Origin of the sequence: Thalassospira sp. (assembly GCF_048059015.1) — a bacterium.
GTDB lineage: Bacteria > Pseudomonadota > Alphaproteobacteria > Rhodospirillales > Thalassospiraceae > Thalassospira.
In genome coordinates this window covers 350,507-369,609 of record NZ_JBLLNT010000002.1, presented here as the reverse complement: position 1 = coordinate 369,609, position 19,103 = coordinate 350,507, and the positions used below count along the sequence as shown (strand labels likewise).

Annotated in this window: 22 protein-coding genes; 3 read left to right on the top strand and 19 right to left on the bottom strand. The window is 54.4% G+C overall.

Annotation, left to right across the window (positions count from 1 at the left end):
• Positions 1–8: 8 nt before the first annotated feature.
• The 8 genes from lnt to ACMZ66_RS02390 form a co-directional block, all read right to left on the bottom strand.
• On the bottom strand, positions 9–1,586 hold the full coding sequence (gene lnt, locus ACMZ66_RS02425) for an apolipoprotein N-acyltransferase (RefSeq protein ID WP_416934067.1): 1,578 nt from the start codon (positions 1,584–1,586) through the stop codon (positions 9–11).
• Complete coding sequence (locus tag ACMZ66_RS02420; RefSeq protein WP_416934596.1) at positions 1,579–2,520, bottom strand: hemolysin family protein; 942 nt, start codon at positions 2,518–2,520, stop codon at positions 1,579–1,581. The genes lnt and ACMZ66_RS02420 overlap by 8 nt, the downstream gene beginning before the upstream one ends.
• Positions 2,521–2,599: 79 nt before the next feature.
• Complete coding sequence (gene ybeY, locus ACMZ66_RS02415) at positions 2,600–3,190, bottom strand: rRNA maturation RNase YbeY (RefSeq protein WP_416934065.1); 591 nt, start codon at positions 3,188–3,190, stop codon at positions 2,600–2,602.
• The gene (locus tag ACMZ66_RS02410; protein ID WP_416934063.1) at positions 3,174–4,277 is read right to left on the bottom strand and encodes a PhoH family protein; all 1,104 of its coding nucleotides are present in this window, start codon (positions 4,275–4,277) and stop codon (positions 3,174–3,176) included. Before ACMZ66_RS02410 ends, ybeY begins: the two co-directional genes overlap by 17 nt.
• A complete protein-coding gene (gene miaB, locus ACMZ66_RS02405; RefSeq protein ID WP_416934061.1) occupies positions 4,274–5,665 on the bottom strand; it encodes a tRNA (N6-isopentenyl adenosine(37)-C2)-methylthiotransferase MiaB in 1,392 nt (463 codons plus the stop codon). The genes ACMZ66_RS02410 and miaB overlap by 4 nt, the downstream gene beginning before the upstream one ends.
• 142 nt (positions 5,666–5,807) lie before the next feature.
• Positions 5,808–6,713 carry a lysophospholipid acyltransferase family protein gene (locus ACMZ66_RS02400; protein ID WP_416934059.1) on the bottom strand — a complete coding sequence of 302 codons (906 nt, stop codon included), beginning with the start codon at positions 6,711–6,713 and terminating at the stop codon, positions 5,808–5,810.
• Complete coding sequence (locus ACMZ66_RS02395) at positions 6,710–7,504, bottom strand: GNAT family N-acetyltransferase (RefSeq protein ID WP_416934057.1); 795 nt, start codon at positions 7,502–7,504, stop codon at positions 6,710–6,712. The genes ACMZ66_RS02400 and ACMZ66_RS02395 overlap by 4 nt, the downstream gene beginning before the upstream one ends.
• A 162-nt stretch (positions 7,505–7,666) precedes the next feature.
• Positions 7,667–8,089 carry a Fur family transcriptional regulator gene (locus ACMZ66_RS02390; RefSeq protein WP_416934055.1) on the bottom strand — a complete coding sequence of 141 codons (423 nt, stop codon included), beginning with the start codon at positions 8,087–8,089 and terminating at the stop codon, positions 7,667–7,669.
• Positions 8,090–8,338: 249 nt separating this feature from the next.
• Between ACMZ66_RS02390 and ACMZ66_RS02385 the strand changes: the two genes are divergently transcribed.
• Positions 8,339–8,584: a sulfurtransferase TusA family protein gene (locus ACMZ66_RS02385; protein WP_416934053.1), complete on the top strand. Its 246-nt coding sequence runs from the start codon at positions 8,339–8,341 to the stop codon at positions 8,582–8,584.
• A gap of 174 nt (positions 8,585–8,758) precedes the next feature.
• On the opposite strand, the gene ACMZ66_RS02380 is transcribed toward ACMZ66_RS02385, so the two are convergent.
• A complete protein-coding gene (locus ACMZ66_RS02380; RefSeq protein WP_416934051.1) occupies positions 8,759–9,274 on the bottom strand; it encodes a GNAT family N-acetyltransferase in 516 nt (171 codons plus the stop codon).
• Positions 9,271–10,071, bottom strand: coding sequence for a tRNA (adenosine(37)-N6)-threonylcarbamoyltransferase complex dimerization subunit type 1 TsaB (tsaB, locus tag ACMZ66_RS02375; RefSeq protein WP_416934049.1), 801 nt, complete (start codon positions 10,069–10,071; stop codon positions 9,271–9,273). The genes ACMZ66_RS02380 and tsaB overlap by 4 nt, the downstream gene beginning before the upstream one ends.
• A 19-nt stretch (positions 10,072–10,090) precedes the next feature.
• Between tsaB and ddpX the strand changes: the two genes are divergently transcribed.
• Positions 10,091–10,648 carry a D-alanyl-D-alanine dipeptidase gene (gene ddpX / locus ACMZ66_RS02370; protein WP_416934048.1) on the top strand — a complete coding sequence of 186 codons (558 nt, stop codon included), beginning with the start codon at positions 10,091–10,093 and terminating at the stop codon, positions 10,646–10,648.
• Between the two features lie 12 nt (positions 10,649–10,660).
• Here ddpX and ACMZ66_RS02365 read toward each other — a convergent pair whose 3' ends face one another.
• Positions 10,661–11,188: an MgtC/SapB family protein gene (locus ACMZ66_RS02365; protein ID WP_416934046.1), complete on the bottom strand. Its 528-nt coding sequence runs from the start codon at positions 11,186–11,188 to the stop codon at positions 10,661–10,663.
• Positions 11,189–11,284: 96 nt separating this feature from the next.
• A complete protein-coding gene (locus tag ACMZ66_RS02360; protein WP_416934044.1) occupies positions 11,285–12,199 on the bottom strand; it encodes a LysR substrate-binding domain-containing protein in 915 nt (304 codons plus the stop codon).
• A 99-nt stretch (positions 12,200–12,298) separates the two neighbouring features.
• On the opposite strand from ACMZ66_RS02360, the gene ACMZ66_RS02355 reads away from it, so the two are divergent.
• Entirely contained in the window at positions 12,299–12,988 is a 690-nt protein-coding gene (locus ACMZ66_RS02355; RefSeq protein ID WP_416934042.1) for a LysE family translocator, read from the top strand.
• 25 nt (positions 12,989–13,013) lie between these two features.
• On the opposite strand, the gene ACMZ66_RS02350 is transcribed toward ACMZ66_RS02355, so the two are convergent.
• From ACMZ66_RS02350 to coaBC, 7 genes are all read right to left on the bottom strand, one after another.
• A complete protein-coding gene (locus tag ACMZ66_RS02350) occupies positions 13,014–13,445 on the bottom strand; it encodes a DsrE/DsrF/DrsH-like family protein (RefSeq protein ID WP_416934040.1) in 432 nt (143 codons plus the stop codon).
• Entirely contained in the window at positions 13,435–14,238 is an 804-nt protein-coding gene (locus tag ACMZ66_RS02345) for a HesA/MoeB/ThiF family protein (protein WP_416934038.1), read from the bottom strand. Before ACMZ66_RS02345 ends, ACMZ66_RS02350 begins: the two co-directional genes overlap by 11 nt.
• Before the next feature lie 61 nt (positions 14,239–14,299).
• Complete coding sequence (locus tag ACMZ66_RS02340) at positions 14,300–15,325, bottom strand: hypothetical protein (RefSeq protein ID WP_416934036.1); 1,026 nt, start codon at positions 15,323–15,325, stop codon at positions 14,300–14,302.
• Positions 15,326–15,462: 137 nt separating this feature from the next.
• Positions 15,463–16,413, bottom strand: a complete 951-nt coding sequence (cysK, locus tag ACMZ66_RS02335; RefSeq protein WP_416934034.1) for a cysteine synthase A — start codon at positions 16,411–16,413, stop codon at positions 15,463–15,465.
• A gap of 202 nt (positions 16,414–16,615) precedes the next feature.
• A complete protein-coding gene (locus ACMZ66_RS02330; RefSeq protein ID WP_416934032.1) occupies positions 16,616–17,071 on the bottom strand; it encodes an RrF2 family transcriptional regulator in 456 nt (151 codons plus the stop codon).
• 117 nt (positions 17,072–17,188) lie between these two features.
• On the bottom strand, positions 17,189–17,653 hold the full coding sequence (gene dut, locus ACMZ66_RS02325) for a dUTP diphosphatase (protein WP_416934030.1): 465 nt from the start codon (positions 17,651–17,653) through the stop codon (positions 17,189–17,191).
• A 69-nt stretch (positions 17,654–17,722) separates the two neighbouring features.
• Positions 17,723–18,940 (bottom strand): bifunctional phosphopantothenoylcysteine decarboxylase/phosphopantothenate--cysteine ligase CoaBC, encoded by a 1,218-nt coding sequence (gene coaBC / locus ACMZ66_RS02320; protein WP_416934028.1) that lies wholly within the window; start codon positions 18,938–18,940, stop codon positions 17,723–17,725.
• Between the last annotated feature and the right edge of the window lie 163 nt (positions 18,941–19,103).

Sequence of the window (19,103 nt, the reverse complement as noted above, 5' to 3'; positions counted from 1 at the left end):
ACAGCCGCCTAAAGGGATTTTGAAAACCGGTTATATCCCATAACGAGAACGGCGAAGAAGGTTACAATACCGTAAAATAGAATATTACGCCACAAATAATATACAGTAGTATGGTTTTTATCACTCGAAAGTGGGTGAACCAAGATATTACTTGCACTTAAGGGCAGGGATTTCAGTTTACGGCCATATGCATCAAAGAAAACCGATACGCCAGTATAGGCCGCACGGATCAGCGGGAGGCCTTCTTCAACACTTCTGAAACGGGCTGCTGCCATATGTTGATATGGGCCCGCACTGTGGCCAAACCAACCGTCATTGGTGACATTTAACAGCCAGTCCGGCCGATTTTCCGGATCTGTCACCACACCCGGGAAAATTACCTCATAACAAATCAGGGGTGAAAAGCTTGGCATGCCCCCAACGGATAGGGTCTGCGGCCCCGGTCCGGCGGAGAAATCCGTCCGGCCCGCTGTTAATTTCGGGAAAGGCAGGATCGAGCGGAAAGGCACATATTCACCAAACGGTACAAGATGGAATTTATCGAATGTGCCAATGATGTCGCCAGTGGCATCGATGACCTGGATCGAGTTCCAAACCTTGTATTCGTCGGTATCACGCGGATAGGTTCTGGGCGCGCCAGTGATCAGAATGTCATCCGGCCCCAACATCTCAGCCATTTGCATTCTTGCGGTCGTCTGGGTTTCGACAAAGAAGGTCGCGGCTGTTTCCGGCCAGATCACGATGCGCTTTTGCGCTGGGTTCATGTCCGCTGGCCTGCGCGACATCTCCACCAGTTTGGTAAAATGCTCACGCTGAAGTTCCGGTCGCCATTTATCGCGCTGTGGGATATTAGGCTGAACGATCTGCACGACGGGTGTTTCGGGTGAAATGTCTGAAAGGGCGATATCGGAGCTATCCGCGCCAACAAGGGCCAAGCGCACGGCACCACCACCCCACAAAAGCCCGGCAATAAGAACCCCGCCAAGGGCTGCTAGCCGACCACGCTTACCGCCAACCATTGCTGCGGGCAGGGTCGCAAAAAGGGCTGTCACGAAGGATAGACCATATACACCGACAACCGAGGCAAACTGCATTGGCGCAGCATCAATCGCCCAGATATGACCCAAAAGGTTCCAGGGAAAGCCGGTCAGGATATGCCCACGCAGGAATTCTGCCACCGACCAAAAAACAGCCAATAGAACCGCGCGCCGGATCAAACCATCGGTCAAACGCCAACTGGCCCAAACCGCCAGCATCGGGAAAATCGCAAGCCCACCGCCCAGACCCAGCAAAGCAAACGGGATCATCCAGCCATAAATTTCCGGCTGAACAAGGAAAGCATGGCTTATCCAATAAAATCCTGCAGCAAAATGCCCGGTGCCAAACCACCAACCGGCTGAAAGCGCACCCTTGTTGCAGCGAACACCCTCAAGGCTCCAAAGCATTATGGCAAAGCAGATCGGCAGAACCGGGATGAAAAAGAAAGGCGGCAGCGCCAAAACCGCAGCCGCCCCCGATAGCAACCAGACAAAACGCCTGCGCCAGCCCGAAAGGCTGGCAAGGCGTGTCGCCACAGCATCAATCATCCACTTTTTCCTGATTTTTGGCGTCTTCCAGCGCGGCCTGATCCTCACGACGCACCATATGAATGCGCAACCGGCGAATACGCCTTGGATCGGCATCAAGAACTTCGAACTGAATGCCACTTGGATGCTCGATCAGTTCGCCACGTGCCGGAACGCGCCCGGCGAGCGAGAAGACAAGACCGCCAAGCGTATCGATATCTTCGTCCTCGTCTTCATCAAGCAAGCCAAAGGACAGCTTTTCTTCAAGGTCTTCGACCTCAAAACGCGCATCAGCAATATAGCAACCATCAGAAAGACGGATCAGTTTTGGCGTCTGATCAATGTCATGTTCGTCATCAATCTCGCCAACGATTTCTTCAACCAGGTCTTCAATCGTGATCAAGCCATCAATGCCGCCAAACTCGTCAACGACCAACGCCATGTGTGTGCGTGACAAACGCATTTCCGACAGAAGATCAAGAACACGGATCGCGGGTGAGACAAACAGAACCCGGCGCAACAACGACTGCAGGCTAAATTCACGCCCCGCGGCAACACAGCCCAACACATCCTTGATGTGAACCATCCCGGCGATGTCATCAAGCGTATCGCCATAAACCGGCAGACGTGAATGGGCCTTCTTGACCATCACTTCGACCAGCGCTTCAAGCTCGATCGTTTTGGGAACCGCGACAATGTCCGCACGCGGGATCATGACGTCTTCTGCTGTCATGTCGCGAAGTGCAATGATGTTTTCAAACAGGGAACGTTCATGCAGCGAGACCGGCTCGTCATCTTCTTCGGTCCGCTCGGCAAGCTCTTCGAGTGTGTCACTCAGTGAAGCTTCGCCGTTACGCGATTTTCCGCGCCTAAGCCCCAGGGCTGAGGCCACCTTATCCCATAAGGAGCCACCTTCGGCATCCTGATTTGCTTCCTCGCCGGTGCGAGGGCGCATACTGTCGTGGTCGTCGTCGCGTTGACTAGTGTCGTTCATGGGTCGGTTTCGACATCCTTTAATTCAAACAAACCGTTTGCTAGTTCGGCTCATCTTCAATCGGCTCATAGGGATCATCAATCCCGAGACCGGCAAGAATTTGACGTTCAAGTTCTTCCATCTCTTCGGCTTCATCATCAACCATATGATCGTAACCGACAAGATGCAGCGTGCCATGAACGGCAAGATGAACAAGATGATTTTTCAGGGACTTGTTTTGTTCAACCGCTTCACGCGCACATGTTTCGCGCGCAATCACGATATCCCCCAACATCAATGGCATATCGGGCGCCATCATGAAGGCATCCGCATCATCCGAACTTTCAAGGGCGGCAAAGGACAAAACATTGGTTGGCTTGTCCTTGTCGCGATAGTCGCGATTAAGGATCTGAACCGATGCATCATCAGACAGACGCACGCCAATTTCGATCACCGGGGCGATGGATAGAAGTGACGCACCGTCGCCTTCATCGGGCGTGCCATCGGTTGGAACACCTTCATCATCCCAAAGCGCACCGTCATCAAGCGCACCATCAAGTGCTGCGATCACGGCTGCTTCAATCGCCTCGATCTCGGCCTTTTGCCAATCGCCTGCTTCGACCTCAAGATCCAGATCAAGCGGTGCCGTCATTGTCCGTATCCTTGGCTACGACGTCTTTCTCGCCGCGATACCCCTTTTTCAGGCGATCACGCAGCGCATCTGCCGCGTCGTATGCCTGAACAATCTTGGTCACAAGATGGTGGCGAACAACGTCGCGCTGATCAAACTTGATCGTCGCAACACCTTTGACATCACCAATGGTTTCAAGCGCATCACGCAGACCCGATTTGGTGCCATCGGGCAAATCGATCTGGGTCAAGTCGCCCGTCACAACCATGCGCGATCCTTCACCCAGACGGGTCAGGAACATTTTCATCTGCATGGGCGTGGTGTTCTGGGCTTCGTCGAGAATAACAAAGGCATGTGAAAGCGTACGACCACGCATGAAGGCAAGCGGGGCGACTTCGATCTCGCCACTTTCCATGCGCTTGATCACGACATCACCCGGAAGCGTGTCATGCAGCGCGTCATAAAGTGGACGCAAGTAAGGATCGACCTTGTCCTTAAGGTCACCCGGCAAGAAGCCAAGACGTTCGCCGGCTTCAACGGCCGGACGCGACAGGATGATGCGATCCACCTGGCCAAGGATAAAGGCCTGAACCGCCATCGCCACCGCAAGATAGGTCTTGCCGGTACCCGCCGGGCCAATGCCAAAGATCAGCTCGTTATCAAGGATCGCCTCGACATAGTCTTTCTGACGTTTCGAACGCGGGGAAATACGGCGCTTCTTGGTCTGGATGGTCAGGCGCGATCCACCAAACATGTCCTTGGTCTGACCGTTCCATGGATCGGCATCGTCTGGTTCGGACAGGCGAATGGCACCATCAACCGTTTCGACATCGATATGGTCGATTTCCTTGTCGCGCAAACGCGCATAAAGCTGCGAGAGAACCTTTTTGGCCTGGGCAACCTTGGCCGGTTCACCATTAAGCATCACAACAAGGCCGCGGCTTGAAACCTGAACACCAGTGCGTTCAGAAAGCCTGGTCAGGTTTTCCGCCTGCGGCCCATATAAAAGCTGGGCAAGCGCGTTATCCTGAAATTCGATTTGATCGGAATCCTTGGGGGCGTGTTTTACTTTTGGTGCTGTCTTGTTTTTTGTCGGGGTGCCGCTCACGCAACGTTCCTTTCCGATTTCTGGCCGTTATTGGTGGCATCGACCAGTTCGCCGCCAAGGGAATTAGGCAGCGCTTCCGTAATTTTCAACCGCACGATCGACCCCAGCGCCGTTTCGGGCAGGCCGCTGACATGGACCGGCTGCATATAGGGGCTCTTGCCAACAAGCTGTCCTTCATACTTGCCGCGACGCTCAAGCAAGACATCCATTTCCTTGCCCACAGAATTGCGGTTGAATTCAAGCTGCTGTTCCGCCAAAAGCGCCTGCAGGCGCATGATCCGTTCGGTTTTGACTTTTTCCGGCACCTGAAGCTCCATCGCCGATGCCGGGGTTCCCGGGCGCGGGCTGTATTTGAAGCTGAATGCCTGAATGAAGGTGATATCGCGCACGATTTCCATCGTGTCTTCGAAATCCTTATCCAATTCACCGGGGAAGCCGACGATAAAGTCAGAAGACAGCGCCAGATCAGGACAGGCGTCCTTCAGGCGTTTGGCAATCTCGCGATAATCTGCATTGGTGTGCTTGCGGTTCATCGCCTGCAAAACACGGTCGCCGCCCGCCTGAACCGGCAGATGCAGGAACGGCATCAGTTTTTTGATATCGCGATGTGCTGAAATCAGGTCATCATCCACATCGCGCGGATGCGACGTGGTGTAGCGAATACGATCCAGACCATCGATCTCGGCCAGTTCACGCAACAACCGTCCCAGCGTCCATTCCCCGCCATTGGGGGCCTCGCCGTGATAGGCATTGACGTTCTGACCAAGCAGGGTCAGCTCACGCGTGCCATGGGCAACAAGCTGTTTGGCTTCGCGGATAACGTCCGCACCCGGACGCGAATATTCCGCGCCACGAGTATAGGGCACCACACAGAAGGTGCAGAACTTGTCGCAGCCTTCCTGAATGGCAAGAAACGCCGAATAGCCTTGGCTTGAGACCTGCTCAGGCAGGTGATCAAATTTCTCTTCGGCCGGGAAGTCGGTGTCGATGATGCGATCACGACCAATCGCGCGGTTGGCGCGTGCAACCATTTCCGGCAGGCGGTGATAGGTCTGCGGGCCAAACACCATATCGACCATCGGTTCGCGCTTCATAAGCTCGGCACCTTCGGCCTGGGCAACACAACCTGCCACCGCGACAATCATCTTGTCACCGCCGTTTGCTTCCTTGGCTTCCTTGTGCTTGCGCACACGGCCCAGATCGGAAAACACCTTTTCGGCGGCCTTTTCACGGATGTGACAGGTATTGAGGATCACCATATCTGCGCCTTCGGCACTGTCGACCGACTGGTAACCCAGTGGCGCCAAGACATCCTGCATGCGCTGGCTGTCATAGACATTCATCTGACAGCCATAGGTTTTTACAAAAAGTTTCTTCGGTTCAGTCACGTAAGATCCGTTTCGCTCTCTCTCAAAACGCCGAAAAGCGGTGTGATTCCTCACACCGCACTAACCGGACATCTCGTTATCTGAATTTCCGGTCAGGTGAAACCAAATTTCACTTCAACCGGTGCATTATACGGCAAAACGATCAGGAGCCGAACTGTCGATCAGGACCAAACAGTCGAAAATCTTCTGAAATGATTGCCAGCGGCGAACAACCGACCAGTTCACCTGACAGGTCACTATCAATCAACTGGACAGGCACACCACGGTGCAAGCCACGCAATGCTGCCTGATGTCCTTCGGCAACCCGGGCTTCGCACATTCTGGCAAGTTCCTTGCGCGAGCCAGCGGCATCCGCCAGCGTCACAGCCGGGTGAACAACAATTTCAACCGTCACTTTGCCGAGCGCGAGAAACTGCCACAAATGCGGGGCCAAGTCCATATCCCCGTACCAGGAATAAAACGCCCGCAAATCACGGCCAATCGGCGCCCCGTCAAGACGGGTGGCGGCAATCGATACCGGCTGGAATTTCACCGGCGATCCATCTGGCATTGCCCGTTCGGCAGAAGCAAACAAAGTTGATTTGAACGGAAGTACGCGGTTGCCATCATTGCTGGTCCCTTCCGGGAACAGGATCAACTTGTCACCGTTTTGCAAACGCTGGCTCAGCTGATCATTTTGTTCACGCGAACGAACCGCACGACGTTCAACAAAGGTGGTGCGCGAAAGTTTCGCAAGGAAGCCAAATACCGGCCAACTTGCGACTTCGGTTTTGGCAATGAAACTGCCGCGTGTCAGTGCACCCAGAACCGGGATATCAAGATATGACGCATGATTGGCAACAATCACACCCGGCCCATCAAGCAAATCAACGCCCGAAACACGAACTTCGATATGCAGGATGCGCAAGCAAAGCGCGTGATAGAAGCGCGGCAATTCATCGGCCAACTTCAAACGAAATGCGATGGCCACCAGCTGCACTGGCAGTAATGCCAATGTCAAAAGCACATAAGCCGTCAGCCGGATAGCGGCACACACATAGCAGTTCACGATACCCTCGCGGTCCGTTCGTAATGCTTGTAATAGCGATCAGTTACCTTTTCAGTCGGTAACACGATGCAGATGTCAGTGGTATTGAACTGATGATCAACAACAGCCCCGTCACCGACAAAACCACCCAGACGCAGATACCCCTTGATCAGCGGCGGCAGATCACGAAGTGCCTGACGCTGATCGATGCCATCAATTTCAGCACGCAGCATCGGCTCGTAACGTTCTTCGATCGCACGCGGACGCATGTCTTCGGGGGCCAAGTGGTTGTGATGCAGATAGGTCAGCACATCCTTGAAGGCATCCGGGTCGGTGCCGTGGAATGATGCGCAACCAAACATCAATTTGATGTCGTATTTGAACACATATGCAGCAATCCCCTGCCACAGAAGCTGCAGGGTCGGCATGGTGCGGTAATCGGCTTCAACGCAGGAACGGCCAAGTTCCATGATTTCGCCGGTTTCCTTTACCGCGTTCAGCATGCTTTCGATGTGATATTCATCAGCACTGTAGAAGCCGCCATGTTCATTGGCAACGGACTGACGCAGCAGGCGATAGGTGCCGACAACCGCATCAGCACCGGCACCACGGCCGTGATCAAGAACCAGAAGATGATCGCAGAGCGGATCGTAATGATCGAAGTCGCGCTTTTCAGCCGCCATCTCTGCCGTCGGCTTTGCGCCGCGCTCTTCATAAAATACTTTGTAACGGAGCTTCTGGCTGGCGAGAATTTCGTCCTGATTCTCGGCGAGGCGAACCTCAAGCCGCTGAACCGATCTTTCGTCACGCATGACAACACCCTTTCGTTCAACTGCCCGGATTTTGCGCGTGAATTGCGTGAAGGGCGAGTGAAGGGTTTGTGAAGAACGCGTAACAAAAATATGAAGGCCACTTGCCTAAATGAGCAAGTGGCCTTGGAATTCGTAAGTAGAAGGCTCGTTCGAGCTTCGGTTTTACTTCTTGTCTTTCAAAGGAACACCGTAAAGTTCAAGACGGTGGCCAACAAGTTTGTATCCGAGTTCGTTCGCGATCTCTTCCTGGAGCTTCTCGATTTTCTCGTTCGAGAACTCGATTACGTCGCCCGAACGCATGTCGATCAGATGATCGTGATGCTCTTCGGTGAGTTCCTCGTAGCGCGCGCGACCATCGCCGAAATCATGTTTCTCGAGAATATCCGCCTCTTCAAAGAGACGCACGGTACGATAAACAGTCGCAATCGAGATTTTCGGGTCGATGTCGGTCGCCCGACGATAGACCAGCTCAACATCGGGGTGGTCTTCGGACTCTGACAGTACGCGGGCGATAACCCGGCGTTGGCCTGTCATTTTAAGGCCCGCGTCGATGCATTTCTGCTCGATAGTTGATTCTGCAAGCATTGTCTTGTTTCTCGTTTCCGGTTCCGCCTGTCCCCAAGCCAGGACTCAACCCCAGGCTTTGCTCTCTTGTGGCTAAATATTGAAAAATCCGCCACATATCGCAAGGTTCAATTCGCGATTAATTCTGTATCTTGCGATTACCCCAACGAAACCGCTGGTCATCGCATATATCAGCTGTTCGATCTGCCCACTTGCCACCTGCCATGAAGGGCGCTACTTCACAAAGGCGCTACCCTTCAGGAGACCGATATGGACGTCAAAACCCCCGACCAGAAAATCGACATCACCAATGATGTCTGCCCGATGACGTTTGTCCGTACCCGTCTGAAACTCGAAACCATGACGCAAGGCCAGGTTCTGGAAGTCACCTTGGGCGCAGGTGAACCGTTGAAAAACGTCCCGCGCTCGGTCACCGAGATGGGCGACGAAGTCATCGAACTGGTCGAAATCGCCGATACACCGGGAACCTTTAAGCTGACTATCCGCAAGGGTTAGCAACATCTCCGGTTCCGATGCAGGCTTACACTACAACAGCTTGCCCTGCAAAACCACACTATTTATGTGGATATACAATATTAAAATGCGTCCAACTTGCGTAAGTCGATGGACGTAAAACAATCTTTTCCGTAAGGGCAATTTCACAGCAGATTGCTGCGGGCGTAACGCCAATCAAAGCAGGCGTTCAAGTACCAACGCATCGACCGGCGCACTGTTACGCCGCGCATAATAGCCCTTACGCCGCCCCACTTCGCTAAACCCGTTCTGGGTATAAAGGGCAATCGCCGGATCATTATCAACGGCAACCTCAAGCAACATGCGGGTGACATCACTTGCCCGAAGACGTTCTTCAACAACCCCAAGAAGCTTTTTGCCAACGCCCATACGGCGCGCAGCGGGTGCAACCGTGATGGTGTTGATTTCCGCCTCATCAAGGACGGTCTGCATCAGAACAAAGCCAAGCGGCAGATCTTCGCTGTTTTGCGCCGGATCACCGGGCTGATAGGCCAGAATGCCAAAGGCGCCGGGCACATCAAGCAATCGAATGATCGCATCCGCATCCCATGGGTCATCAAACCCCTGCGCATGAAGGGCACTTGCCACCGGGGCAAAGGCCGCGGTTAATGGCACCAGCTCGATCTTTGGGGTTTGATCCGTTACCGGATCACTGGCGCCAGTTTGGGTCATTTGTCTTTCTTGGGCCCCTGATCCTCGATGCGTTTGGCATCGGGCGCACGCAAATACATCGGAACCGGGGCCAGGTTTTCACCACTGTCCCAACGTGATGCTGCGATACGCGCAACATTGCCTGCGCGTGGCAAGCCCGGTGCAGTCGTATCGTAAAAGGCATCTGGCGCATGGGCGGCTGCGGTCAAAAGACGCGGGGTCGCGTCGCCTGCCAAAAGCGTATCACCGGGTGGTGCAATCATAAGCGCCTGACGCGGGGCAACACATTCCGGAGCGCTTAGCGGACGTTTGCGGCCATCAAAGGCCTGGGCAAAAATCTCGTTTCGTTTGCTATCAAGGGCGACAAGGATATTGCGGCCCTGCTGATCGCGTTCGGATACGCCATAAGCAACCGCTTCAAGCGAACTGACACCAACAACAGGAATCTTGCGCGCAAGACCAAGTGCGCGTGCGGTCGAAAGACCAATGCGCATCCCGGTAAAGGCACCCGGCCCGACCGTAACGGCGATACCATCGACCGCGTCAAATTCGATACCAGCTGCCTCAAGGCTTTGGGAAATGAAGCTCATCAGATGTTCGGCCTGACCGCGTTCCATATCTTCATAAAGCTCGCCTTTGACCTCACCATTGATCAGAACAGCCGTCGACAGCGACGTTGAGGCGGTATCAATCGCCAAAATCGTCGGTCCGGACTTTTCCGTCTTTGATGATGTGGTTTGCGATGCGCTAAGCTCTGCGCTATCTGATGATCGCGACTGTCCAGTCAGCATCTTCTTTATGTAATCGGTGAACGACAAGAACAGGGAGCCTCCGGCGATGGCGCTGGTCGAAATTACGCCTCAAGAATATGATGTCGAAATTGATATCGTCTATGCCACGGATCGGAATTTCACCGGGGCACCGATTTATACACGACCTGCCTGCTATCTTCACGCGGATGCGGCTGCCTGCCTTAAAAAGGCAGTTGCCATGGCAAAGCGTCAGGGGGTGAAATTGCGCATTCTTGATGCGTTTCGTCCCCAAGAAGCACAACGTGCGCTTTGGAACCATTCGCCCAACCCCGATTTCGTCGCCAATCCGGATTTCGGATCGCCACATGGTCGTGGTGTGGCCATTGATCTAACGCTGATTGATCAAAACGGCAAGGAACTGGATATGGGGGCAGGGTTTGATGAAATGCATATCAGGTCCTATCACGGGTCTGATTTGATCTCCAAAGAAGCCGAAGCCAACCGATTCTTGCTGCTTGGCATCATGGTCAGCGCCGGGTTTGAGCATTACGACCATGAATGGTGGCATTATCAGCTGCCCAATGCCCGGGCCAAATACGCGCTTTATTCCGATAGCTCGCTCGCGCAATCCATGATGCGCTGATCGCACCCGACCCTAGTTCTTTTCACATTGGGCAGCGTTTTCTTCGCTGCCCAGCAAGCGCACCAGCATTACTTCGACCGGCTTTAGCGCGATCAGAACGATGAAGGTCAGGACCGAGGCAATCACAACAATATGCCATGCGGCCAAGGCGCACGCGATGCCAAGGGCGGCGGTAATCCAGACCGTTGCCGCTGTCGTCAGACCGGAAACCGAGTTGGATTTTGGCTGACGCATAATCACACCAGCCCCGATAAAACCAATCCCGGTCAAAACACCCTGCAAGATGCCCTGCACAACGCGCGACAGCGCATCGGGATGATCAATCAAATCCTGAAAATGCACAGCAACCACCGACACAACAGCCGCACCCAGTGCGACAAGTGCCAAGGTCCGCATTCCGGTTGGCTTGCCATTCACATCACGGTTAAGCCCTATCATCATGCCGATTATGGTCGCGGCACACAGGCGCAAAACCATATCAATTATTCCGATATCGAAATATTTTTCCGCCGTCGCGAAATAGGGAAGGTCGGTCAGCATGTGTCAAACCCCTGCCGTGCAAAGAGTCCTAAAACGCATGATGTTCGACCAATGTTCCGACCCCGGGAAAATGGCACCCGTGAAGCGAGTATGAGATCACTCTGACGTTATCGCCAATTCCATGTCCCTCGCTTTGGTCATCAACCATTCAAAGAACCGGGCAATGCGCGGGTCACGTTTGGGCGGATCAAGGGTGATCAGCACATAATCATACCCGGTTGGTGCCATGCCATGCGGCGCAATCAGGCGACCGGCCGCCAAATCATCGGCCACAAGCGGCAAGGGACCGATTGCCGTTCCCAACCGGTTTACGGCGGCCTGCAGGGCAAAAAAGAAATGATCAAAATACTGCTCGCTGGCAGGTGATGCCTCGATCCCGCTTGCGCGTTTCCAGTCATCCCAGGCATCCGGGCGGGTTCGGGTGTGCAGCCACCGGGCGTTGGACAAATCCTGAACAAGTATGGTGTTCCAACATTCGGGATCGCAAACCGGCCCGGCATATTCGGCCCAAAGACGGGTGGTGATGTAATGTTCGGAAATACCGTAATCCGCACGCCGAATGGCAACATCACAGCCATCTGCCAGCAAATCAACCGGCCCGCCCTCAAGCCTGAGATCGATATTCAAATCCGGGTTTTCCGCCCGGAAATCCCCTAGACGCGGCATCAGCCAGCGCATGGCAAGGCTGGGCTCACACGATACGGTCAGGATTGGCGAGGTGCCATCATGACGGTGAATATCCTCAACCGCCTGATCAAGACCATCAAGCGCCCCGGATGTGGCCTTTAGCAACCTTTCGCCCGCCGCCGTCAACCAAACCCGCCGATTGCGCCGGACAAACAACTTAACGCCCAATCGTTCCTCGATCTGGGCCACCGCACGGCTGATCGCCCCGTGGGTCAGATGCAATTCATCTGCAGCGCGTGAAAAGCTTTGATGGCGTGCGGCTGCCTCAAAGGCGGGCAGGGTGGCCAAGGGTGGCAGGCTGCGTTTTCTGTGAAAATTACTCACAATATTTTCCGGAATTTTTCGATTTTCTGGTGATCCATCCAGTTTGATACTCAATCAGCTCACAGATCAACCCGTTTCTATATCCACAAGGATCACACCATGCCGGAATTCACAGGCGGCCTCTTATCAATGGAAATCATTGCCGTTGGCATCATCACCGTTCTGGCCGTGATCAGCCCGGGCCCGGACTTTGCCATGGTCACCCGTATTGCCTTGGCACGCGGGCGGCGGGCAGGCGTGTTTTGCGCCATCGGGATTGGATCGGGGGTATCGGTGCATCTGGCCTATACCCTGATCGGGCTTGGGGTTGTGTTTGCCAGCAATGTCTGGGTTTTAACCGCCTTGCGCTATCTTGGCGCGGCCTATTTGATCTGGCTTGGTTTATCGGCCCTTTGGCCTGATATCCGTGCCCTGGTTGGCAAGAAAAATAGCGCTAATGCGTACAACGCAGTCACCGATGCGCCGGGGCCGGATCAAAACCGGAACGGAGAGGTTCACAACAGCAGATCGGCCTTCTGGATCGGGTTTGCCTGCAACGCGCTCAACCCGAAAACCATGCTGTTTATCGTATCGCTGTTCAGTCAGGTGATCTCACCGCAAACCGCAGTGTGGCAGGAAATCGGTTACGGGATCTATATCGCGGCCTGCCACATGATCTGGTTTGCGCTGGTCGCACTGGCACTGACCTTGCCATCCGTGCAGGCCCGGATTGCCGCAATCAAATCATGGATCGAACGCGCCGTCGGGCTCTGCCTTGCCGGATTGGGGATCAAGCTTTTGGCAAGCTAATCGGCCAAACGCTTAGGGTCAGGACCTAGATAAACAGCATCTCACCATTTTGCTTGGCATCGTTCAGGAAGGTCACGACGCCACCCGTTTCAATCGAAAGCTCGTCACGGGTGGTTTCATTTTCCAGACCAAGCGCACGCAGGCCCATCTCGCAGACCATGAATTTCGCCCCAAGCGACGCGCAAGCCGACAGAAGTTCTTCAAAGCTGCCAATACCGCGTGTGGAGTAGCTAAGATCGATCGACGTCGCGGTAGCACCATCCACCTCGGTGCGCAAATGACGCCATCCTGATGGTGCAAACAACGCACGCGACGCATCCATGGTGAAAAACAGGGTGACTTCGCGCCCGGATGCCAAGGCAGCCGATGCCATTACGAGTGCGTAATGAACTTTCTCAAAGCTTCCGGAAAACACCACCAGTGAGAGTTTCTTGGGACTTTGGTTCTCAGTGCTCATGGATGGAAAGGTCCTTGATTGTGGCGTTTTCTGAACAGGTCGGGCAGCCCGGATCGCGTGGCACCTTGATCTTGCGGAAAGATGCCGACAGGGCATCAATAATCAACAATTGCCCCGAAAGACCATCACCAATGCCCATCAGCTCTTTCAGCACCTCGGTCGCCTGAATGCCACCGGTCATGCCAACAACGGATCCCAAAACGCCGCCCTGTGCGCAGGATGGAATGGCATCTTCGGGCGGTGGTGCATGATAAATGCAACGATAGCACGGGTTTGGTGCGCCCAGATGCGCCTTAAAGGTCGAGACTTGCCCGTCAAAGCGAAGGGCCGCACCCGATACCAGCGTCTTACCCGCCAGATAGCAGGCGTCATTCAGCAAAAACCGTGTATCGAAATTATCCGATCCGTCGGCAATTACATCGTAATCGGCAATCAGATCCAGGACATTGGATGCATCAAGGCGGGTATTATGTGCATGAACCGTCACTTCGGGGTTCATATCCGTCATGGTTGCCTTGGCACTGTCGACCTTGGGTGTTCCGATATCCTTCATGCCATGGGCAATCTGGCGCTGCAGATTGGAAAGCTCGACCGTGTCGGCATCAACAATACCAATGGTGCCAACACCTGCCGCCGCCAGATACATCGCAAGCGGCGATCCAAGCCCGCCAGCCCCGACAATCAGCACCCGGCCACGTTTGAGTTTCATCTGGCCAGTGCCACCAACATCCTTAAGGACGATATGGCGGGCATAGCGTTGCACTTCATTTTCGCTGAAATCGAAATCGGTCACCGGATCGGGATATCCTGCTCAGAACGCACTAAAAATCGGACTTAAATATGCTGGGCTTTTGCTACCCAGCTTCTGGATATAGCCTGCCGACCGCATCCCTCAAGGAAAAGATTTGATTTTCCTGCCTTGGCTTTGGTTTTTGCGGCCGAAACTTGCCCGATTGACCAAATGTTTCCGCCCCGATCAGGGTCCAGTCCCGCACAGCCGGGTGGAAGAAACCGGACTCACGATAGGCCTGCTCAATCCGGCCAATCGCGCTTAGCTCGGCAATCCCCTGATTGACCGCGACAATAAGGTCCGCGCTGTAATCGCGCTCCTTGGTAACCGCAAAATGGCGACTGCCATCAAGAGCGATCTTAAACCCGGGGATCGGCAACATGCGCACATCATTAACGACAAGCTCCATCTCCTGTCCCGGCTGGAACGGTGCCAACAGGAAATCAGCCCGACCGTCGGCCACGAATTGCACCATCAGCTCCCACGCCGGCACATGAATAAGATCGGCCAGACCAAGCTTGCCCAATGCCTGCCAATCGGGTTTCCAATTGCGGTTTGATGCACCCCGCATCAAACGAATGCCACGCAAATTATGGGTTTTCAGTCGATTGGGATTGTCTGCCAGCATGTAAAAACCGGCTTCGAATGCGCCAAGGGGAATAACAGCCTCGGAGGCCGAAATAAGCTGGCCATTATGGCTGATATCGCGAAACCAGGTTGATGATCCGGTAATGTCGGCTTCGCCTTCGGCAATCAGCTGCATCATCCGGGCATAATTACCACCCGGCAGAAGATTGACCTCACCCAGCCATCCACCACGATACAAGGCCTGCTGTATCAGGACGACTTCAACAACGTCACGGCGGCTGTGTTTGCCGTCAAATGACGTAATCGCCAGCGGGTCACGACCATCAAGAAACAGGTGATAGTCATCCAAAACATCATCGGCGACAACGATGCGGATATTATGTTCACCATGATCCGCATGGGACGTTTTGATATCAAAACAAATAGCAACAACAACCACGATCCCCATCCCGATCCAGCGGAACAGAGCATCAATTTCGGTTCTTGCGTGCGGTTGCTTCATTCAACAATCCCATGGTTTTGAAGTCTTTCAGATTGGGATGATTGAACGCCACATCCAGTGTTTGCGCCGATCCAGACAGAAAAAAGGCCCGATGCGAAACACCGGGCCTTTGATCAAATAGCTTGTCGCAACCTGACTTACTGCAGACCTTCGAACAGGGCAGTAGACAGGTAACGTTCAGCAAAGCTCGGAATGATCACAACGATGCGCTTGCCAGCATTTTCCGGCTTCTGACCAAGCTCGATGCCTGCTGCAACCGCAGCACCCGACGAAATACCGGTCGGAAGACCTTCGATCGATGCCAGTTTGCGTGCGGTTGCAAAGGCGGTTTCGTTGCCAATGGTCATGACGGTGTCAATCACATCGGTATTGAGGTTGCCCGGAATGAAGCCGGCACCAATACCCTGGATTTTATGCGGACCCGGTGCACCACCGGAAATGACCGGGCTGTCTTCCGGCTCGACCGCGACGATCTGGATATTCGGGTTATGCTTTTTCAGAACTTCGCCAACACCGGTCAGGGTACCGCCGGTACCAACACCAGAAACAAAGATGTCCACTTGGCCCGCGGTATCCTTAAGGATTTCCTCGGCCGTCGTATTGCGGTGGATTTCCGGGTTTGCCGGGTTGTCAAACTGCTGAAGCATGACCGCACCGTCAATTTCCGAAACCAGTTCTTCAGCACGCGCAACCGCACCCTTCATGCCCTTGGCCGCCGGGGTCAGATCAATCTGCGCGCCCAGAAGCATCAGCATCTTGCGGCGTTCAAGCGACATGCTTTCCGGCATGGTCAGGATCAGCTTGTAACCCTTGGCCGCGGCAACGAATGCCAGCGCAATACCGGTATTGCCCGAGGTCGGCTCAACAAGGGTTGCACCCGGGGAAAGCTTGCCGGTTTTCTCGGCATTTTCGATCATCGCCAGACCAATACGGTCCTTGACAGATGCCAGCGGGTTGAAGAATTCGAGCTTGCCAACCAGGTCGGCTTTTACACCTTCGGCTTCTGCCAAACGTGAAAGGCGCACCAGCGGCGTTGCGCCAATGGTGTCGATGATGCTGTCGTAAATCTTGCCGCGAAACTCAGTCATGTTTTCCTCGCACGTTTCTGTATTTTTGCCATCAAGCACATGATTATATTGTATTTATCCCGCCATCCCGCCAAGTCAAACGGGTAGAAAGAATTTTTACATTTTCTGTACCGGACGGCTTACCTGATGCCTGTAGTTTAAAGTGAACTGCAGCGGAATCCTGTTGTTTAACGATACAGCAATCCGCAACTGTTCCAGAAGATTAAATGATGAAATCCGGGGATTCTTCGATCCCGCTGCGCAAGCCCGCGTCACGCGCACGATTGCACAAGTCTTCGACCGTGATTTTCTCAAGCTGCTTCATCATTTCGTCCTGCAATTCGCGCCACAGCGGACGGACAACTTCCTTGCCAAGCGGCGATCCTGCCGGATCTTCGATCGGGTCATCGGACGTTTCCATTGCACGGATCACCGAAACAATATCGGCAAGCGTGATGCGACGACGTTCACGCGCCAGGCGGTACCCGCCACGCGGACCACGCACACCAACCAGAATGTCGGCCCGGACCAGCTGCTGCAATGTCTGTTCGAGATAGCGTTTCGGAATGCCCTGACGCGCGGTGATGTCACGGCTTTGAACCGGTTCACCCGCGGCGTTGTAGGCAATGTCGACGACCGCCTCGATCGCAAACAGCATCTTTTTCGATAGTTTTAACATCGTCTCACTTTACTCCCCTTGCGGTTCGGCCATCCCCCCAGATGGTGTTCGAACCTGATTTCGTCAGAGCAACCATTTGTCGTGCCACGCCCCGATCCAGAAGGCGGCACAACAGACCTATTTGACCGGGCTTGCTGTGCCGGTCGAACCAAACCCGCCCGCACCGCGCGCGGTTTCATCAAGATCGGCAACTGCATTCCAAGACACCTGGGTCACCGGAGCAACCACCAGCTGGGCAATACGCATGCCGCGTTCAATTTCAAAGGCAACGTCACCGTGATTGATCAGAATGACTTTGATCTCACCACGGTAATCGGCATCAATCGTGCCCGGGCTATTGAGCACCGTGACACCATTCTTGGCTGCAAGACCGGAACGCGGGCGCACCTGCGCTTCAAATCCGGCCGGAAGGGCAATGGCAATGCCGGTCTCGACCATGGCACGCTTGCCCGGTTCCAGAACCAGTTTCCCGTCAATGGCTGCCTGCAAATCAACCGCTGCTGATTGCGCGGTTGCATATTCGGGCAACGGCAAATCCGCACCATGGGGAAGCTGTTTCAAATCAACGCTCAAAGCCGACATCGTCACTTTTTATCCTTAAAACCTGTCCCGGTAACATCCGGGTCTGAAATCAATCCGTGCGCAATCGCATCAGGAAAAATGTTTGATGATCCGTGCGGCCAAGGCCCGGGCAACACCGGTTTTGCTTTGGCGTTCCCAACGTTCATCACTGTTCGCATCACTGCCCGAAATCAGGCAGATTTCATTTTGATCCCCGCCAAAGGTCCCCGTATCCGGGGCAACATCATTGGCAAGGATCCAGTCACATCCTTTGCGATCGCGTTTGGCGCGCGCATGTTCGGTGACATTTTCCGTTTCCGCGGCAAAGCCGATCACCAAAGCCGGGCGCGATGGTCCTGCCTTGGAAATGGTTGCCAAAATATCGGGATTTTCCGAAAGCTTGAGATCAGGGATCACGCCCGATCCATCTTTCTTAAGCTTCTGACCGGCTTCATCGGCTGTCCGCCAATCGGCCACCGCCGCAGCACAGATTGCAATATCAGCCGGAAGGGCGGCTTGAACCGCACCAAGCATCTCTCGCGCGGTTTCAACCCGCACAACAGTCACACCAGCCGGGTCAGGCAAAGTTACCGGCCCCGATACCAACGTCACATCCGCACCTGCATCCACCAGCGCCTGCGCAATTGCATGACCCTGCTTGCCCGATGACCGGTTGGCGATATAGCGCACCGGATCAATCGGCTCATGGGTCGGGCCGCTGGTGACCACGGCCTTTTTACCCGCCAATGGTTTGGGTGCGTCCTGAGCATCAAGGAAATCAAGCACACTGGCTATAATCTCGGCCGGTTCGGCCAATCGGCCCGAGCCAACCTCGCCACAGGCGAGATCACCGGCCGACGGGCCAACCCGGATCACGCCACGGCTGTCAAGGGTTGCGATATTGGCCTGCGTTGCCGGGTGGTTCCACATCTCGACATTCATGGCAGGCGCGATCATCACGGGCTTGTCCGTCGCAAGAAGCGCTGTGGTCGCCAGATCACCGGCCTGTCCGGTCGCCATCTTCGCCAGAATATCGGCGCTTGCCGGGGCGACCAGAACAAGGTCAGCCTCACGCGATAGGCGGATATGGCCCATTTCGGCTTCGTCGGTCAGAGAAAACAGATCCTGATAGACTTTGTTCTCGGTAAGCGCTGCGACAGACAGTGGGGTGACAAACTCGGCACCGCCCTTGGTCAGGATCGCGCGGATATTGATATCGCGATCTCTAAGCCTTCTGATCACCTCAAGAACCTTATAGGCGGCAATGCCACCCGAGATGATCAAAAGAAGATTTTTGCCTGCCGCCACTGTGATTACCAATTAATTACGGTTAATGAGTGTGGTTAACCTACATTGTCACCTATCGCGGTGCAAGCACCCAAAGATGAATTGAAAAACGCCGCATCCCGGTACCGGGTGCGGCGTTTGAATTATTCAATCTTTCAAAGGACTTGATTGGTCAATCAGCCCT

What these genes read in the sequence shown, in the direction of transcription:
- ACMZ66_RS02365 (WP_416934046.1), bottom strand. Translation starts at nt 11,188, where the DNA reads ATGCTGACCGACCTTCCCTATTTCGCGACGGCGGAAAAATATTTCGAT.
- ddpX (WP_416934048.1), top strand. Translation starts at nt 10,091, where the DNA reads ATGGCGCTGGTCGAAATTACGCCTCAAGAATATGATGTCGAAATTGAT.
- ACMZ66_RS02380 (WP_416934051.1), bottom strand. Translation starts at nt 9,274, where the DNA reads ATGACCCAAACTGGCGCCAGTGATCCGGTAACGGATCAAACCCCAAAG.
- ACMZ66_RS02355 (WP_416934042.1), top strand. Translation starts at nt 12,299, where the DNA reads ATGCCGGAATTCACAGGCGGCCTCTTATCAATGGAAATCATTGCCGTT.
- ACMZ66_RS02385 (WP_416934053.1), top strand. Translation starts at nt 8,339, where the DNA reads ATGGACGTCAAAACCCCCGACCAGAAAATCGACATCACCAATGATGTC.
- ybeY (WP_416934065.1), bottom strand. Translation starts at nt 3,190, where the DNA reads ATGACGGCACCGCTTGATCTGGATCTTGAGGTCGAAGCAGGCGATTGG.
- dut (WP_416934030.1), bottom strand. Translation starts at nt 17,653, where the DNA reads ATGTCGGCTTTGAGCGTTGATTTGAAACAGCTTCCCCATGGTGCGGAT.
- ACMZ66_RS02340 (WP_416934036.1), bottom strand. Translation starts at nt 15,325, where the DNA reads ATGAAGCAACCGCACGCAAGAACCGAAATTGATGCTCTGTTCCGCTGG.
- ACMZ66_RS02420 (WP_416934596.1), bottom strand. Translation starts at nt 2,520, where the DNA reads ATGCGCCCTCGCACCGGCGAGGAAGCAAATCAGGATGCCGAAGGTGGC.
- lnt (WP_416934067.1), bottom strand. Translation starts at nt 1,586, where the DNA reads ATGATTGATGCTGTGGCGACACGCCTTGCCAGCCTTTCGGGCTGGCGC.
- ACMZ66_RS02395 (WP_416934057.1), bottom strand. Translation starts at nt 7,504, where the DNA reads ATGCGTGACGAAAGATCGGTTCAGCGGCTTGAGGTTCGCCTCGCCGAG.
- ACMZ66_RS02390 (WP_416934055.1), bottom strand. Translation starts at nt 8,089, where the DNA reads ATGCTTGCAGAATCAACTATCGAGCAGAAATGCATCGACGCGGGCCTT.
- ACMZ66_RS02330 (WP_416934032.1), bottom strand. Translation starts at nt 17,071, where the DNA reads ATGTTAAAACTATCGAAAAAGATGCTGTTTGCGATCGAGGCGGTCGTC.
- cysK (WP_416934034.1), bottom strand. Translation starts at nt 16,413, where the DNA reads ATGACTGAGTTTCGCGGCAAGATTTACGACAGCATCATCGACACCATT.
- ACMZ66_RS02350 (WP_416934040.1), bottom strand. Translation starts at nt 13,445, where the DNA reads ATGAGCACTGAGAACCAAAGTCCCAAGAAACTCTCACTGGTGGTGTTT.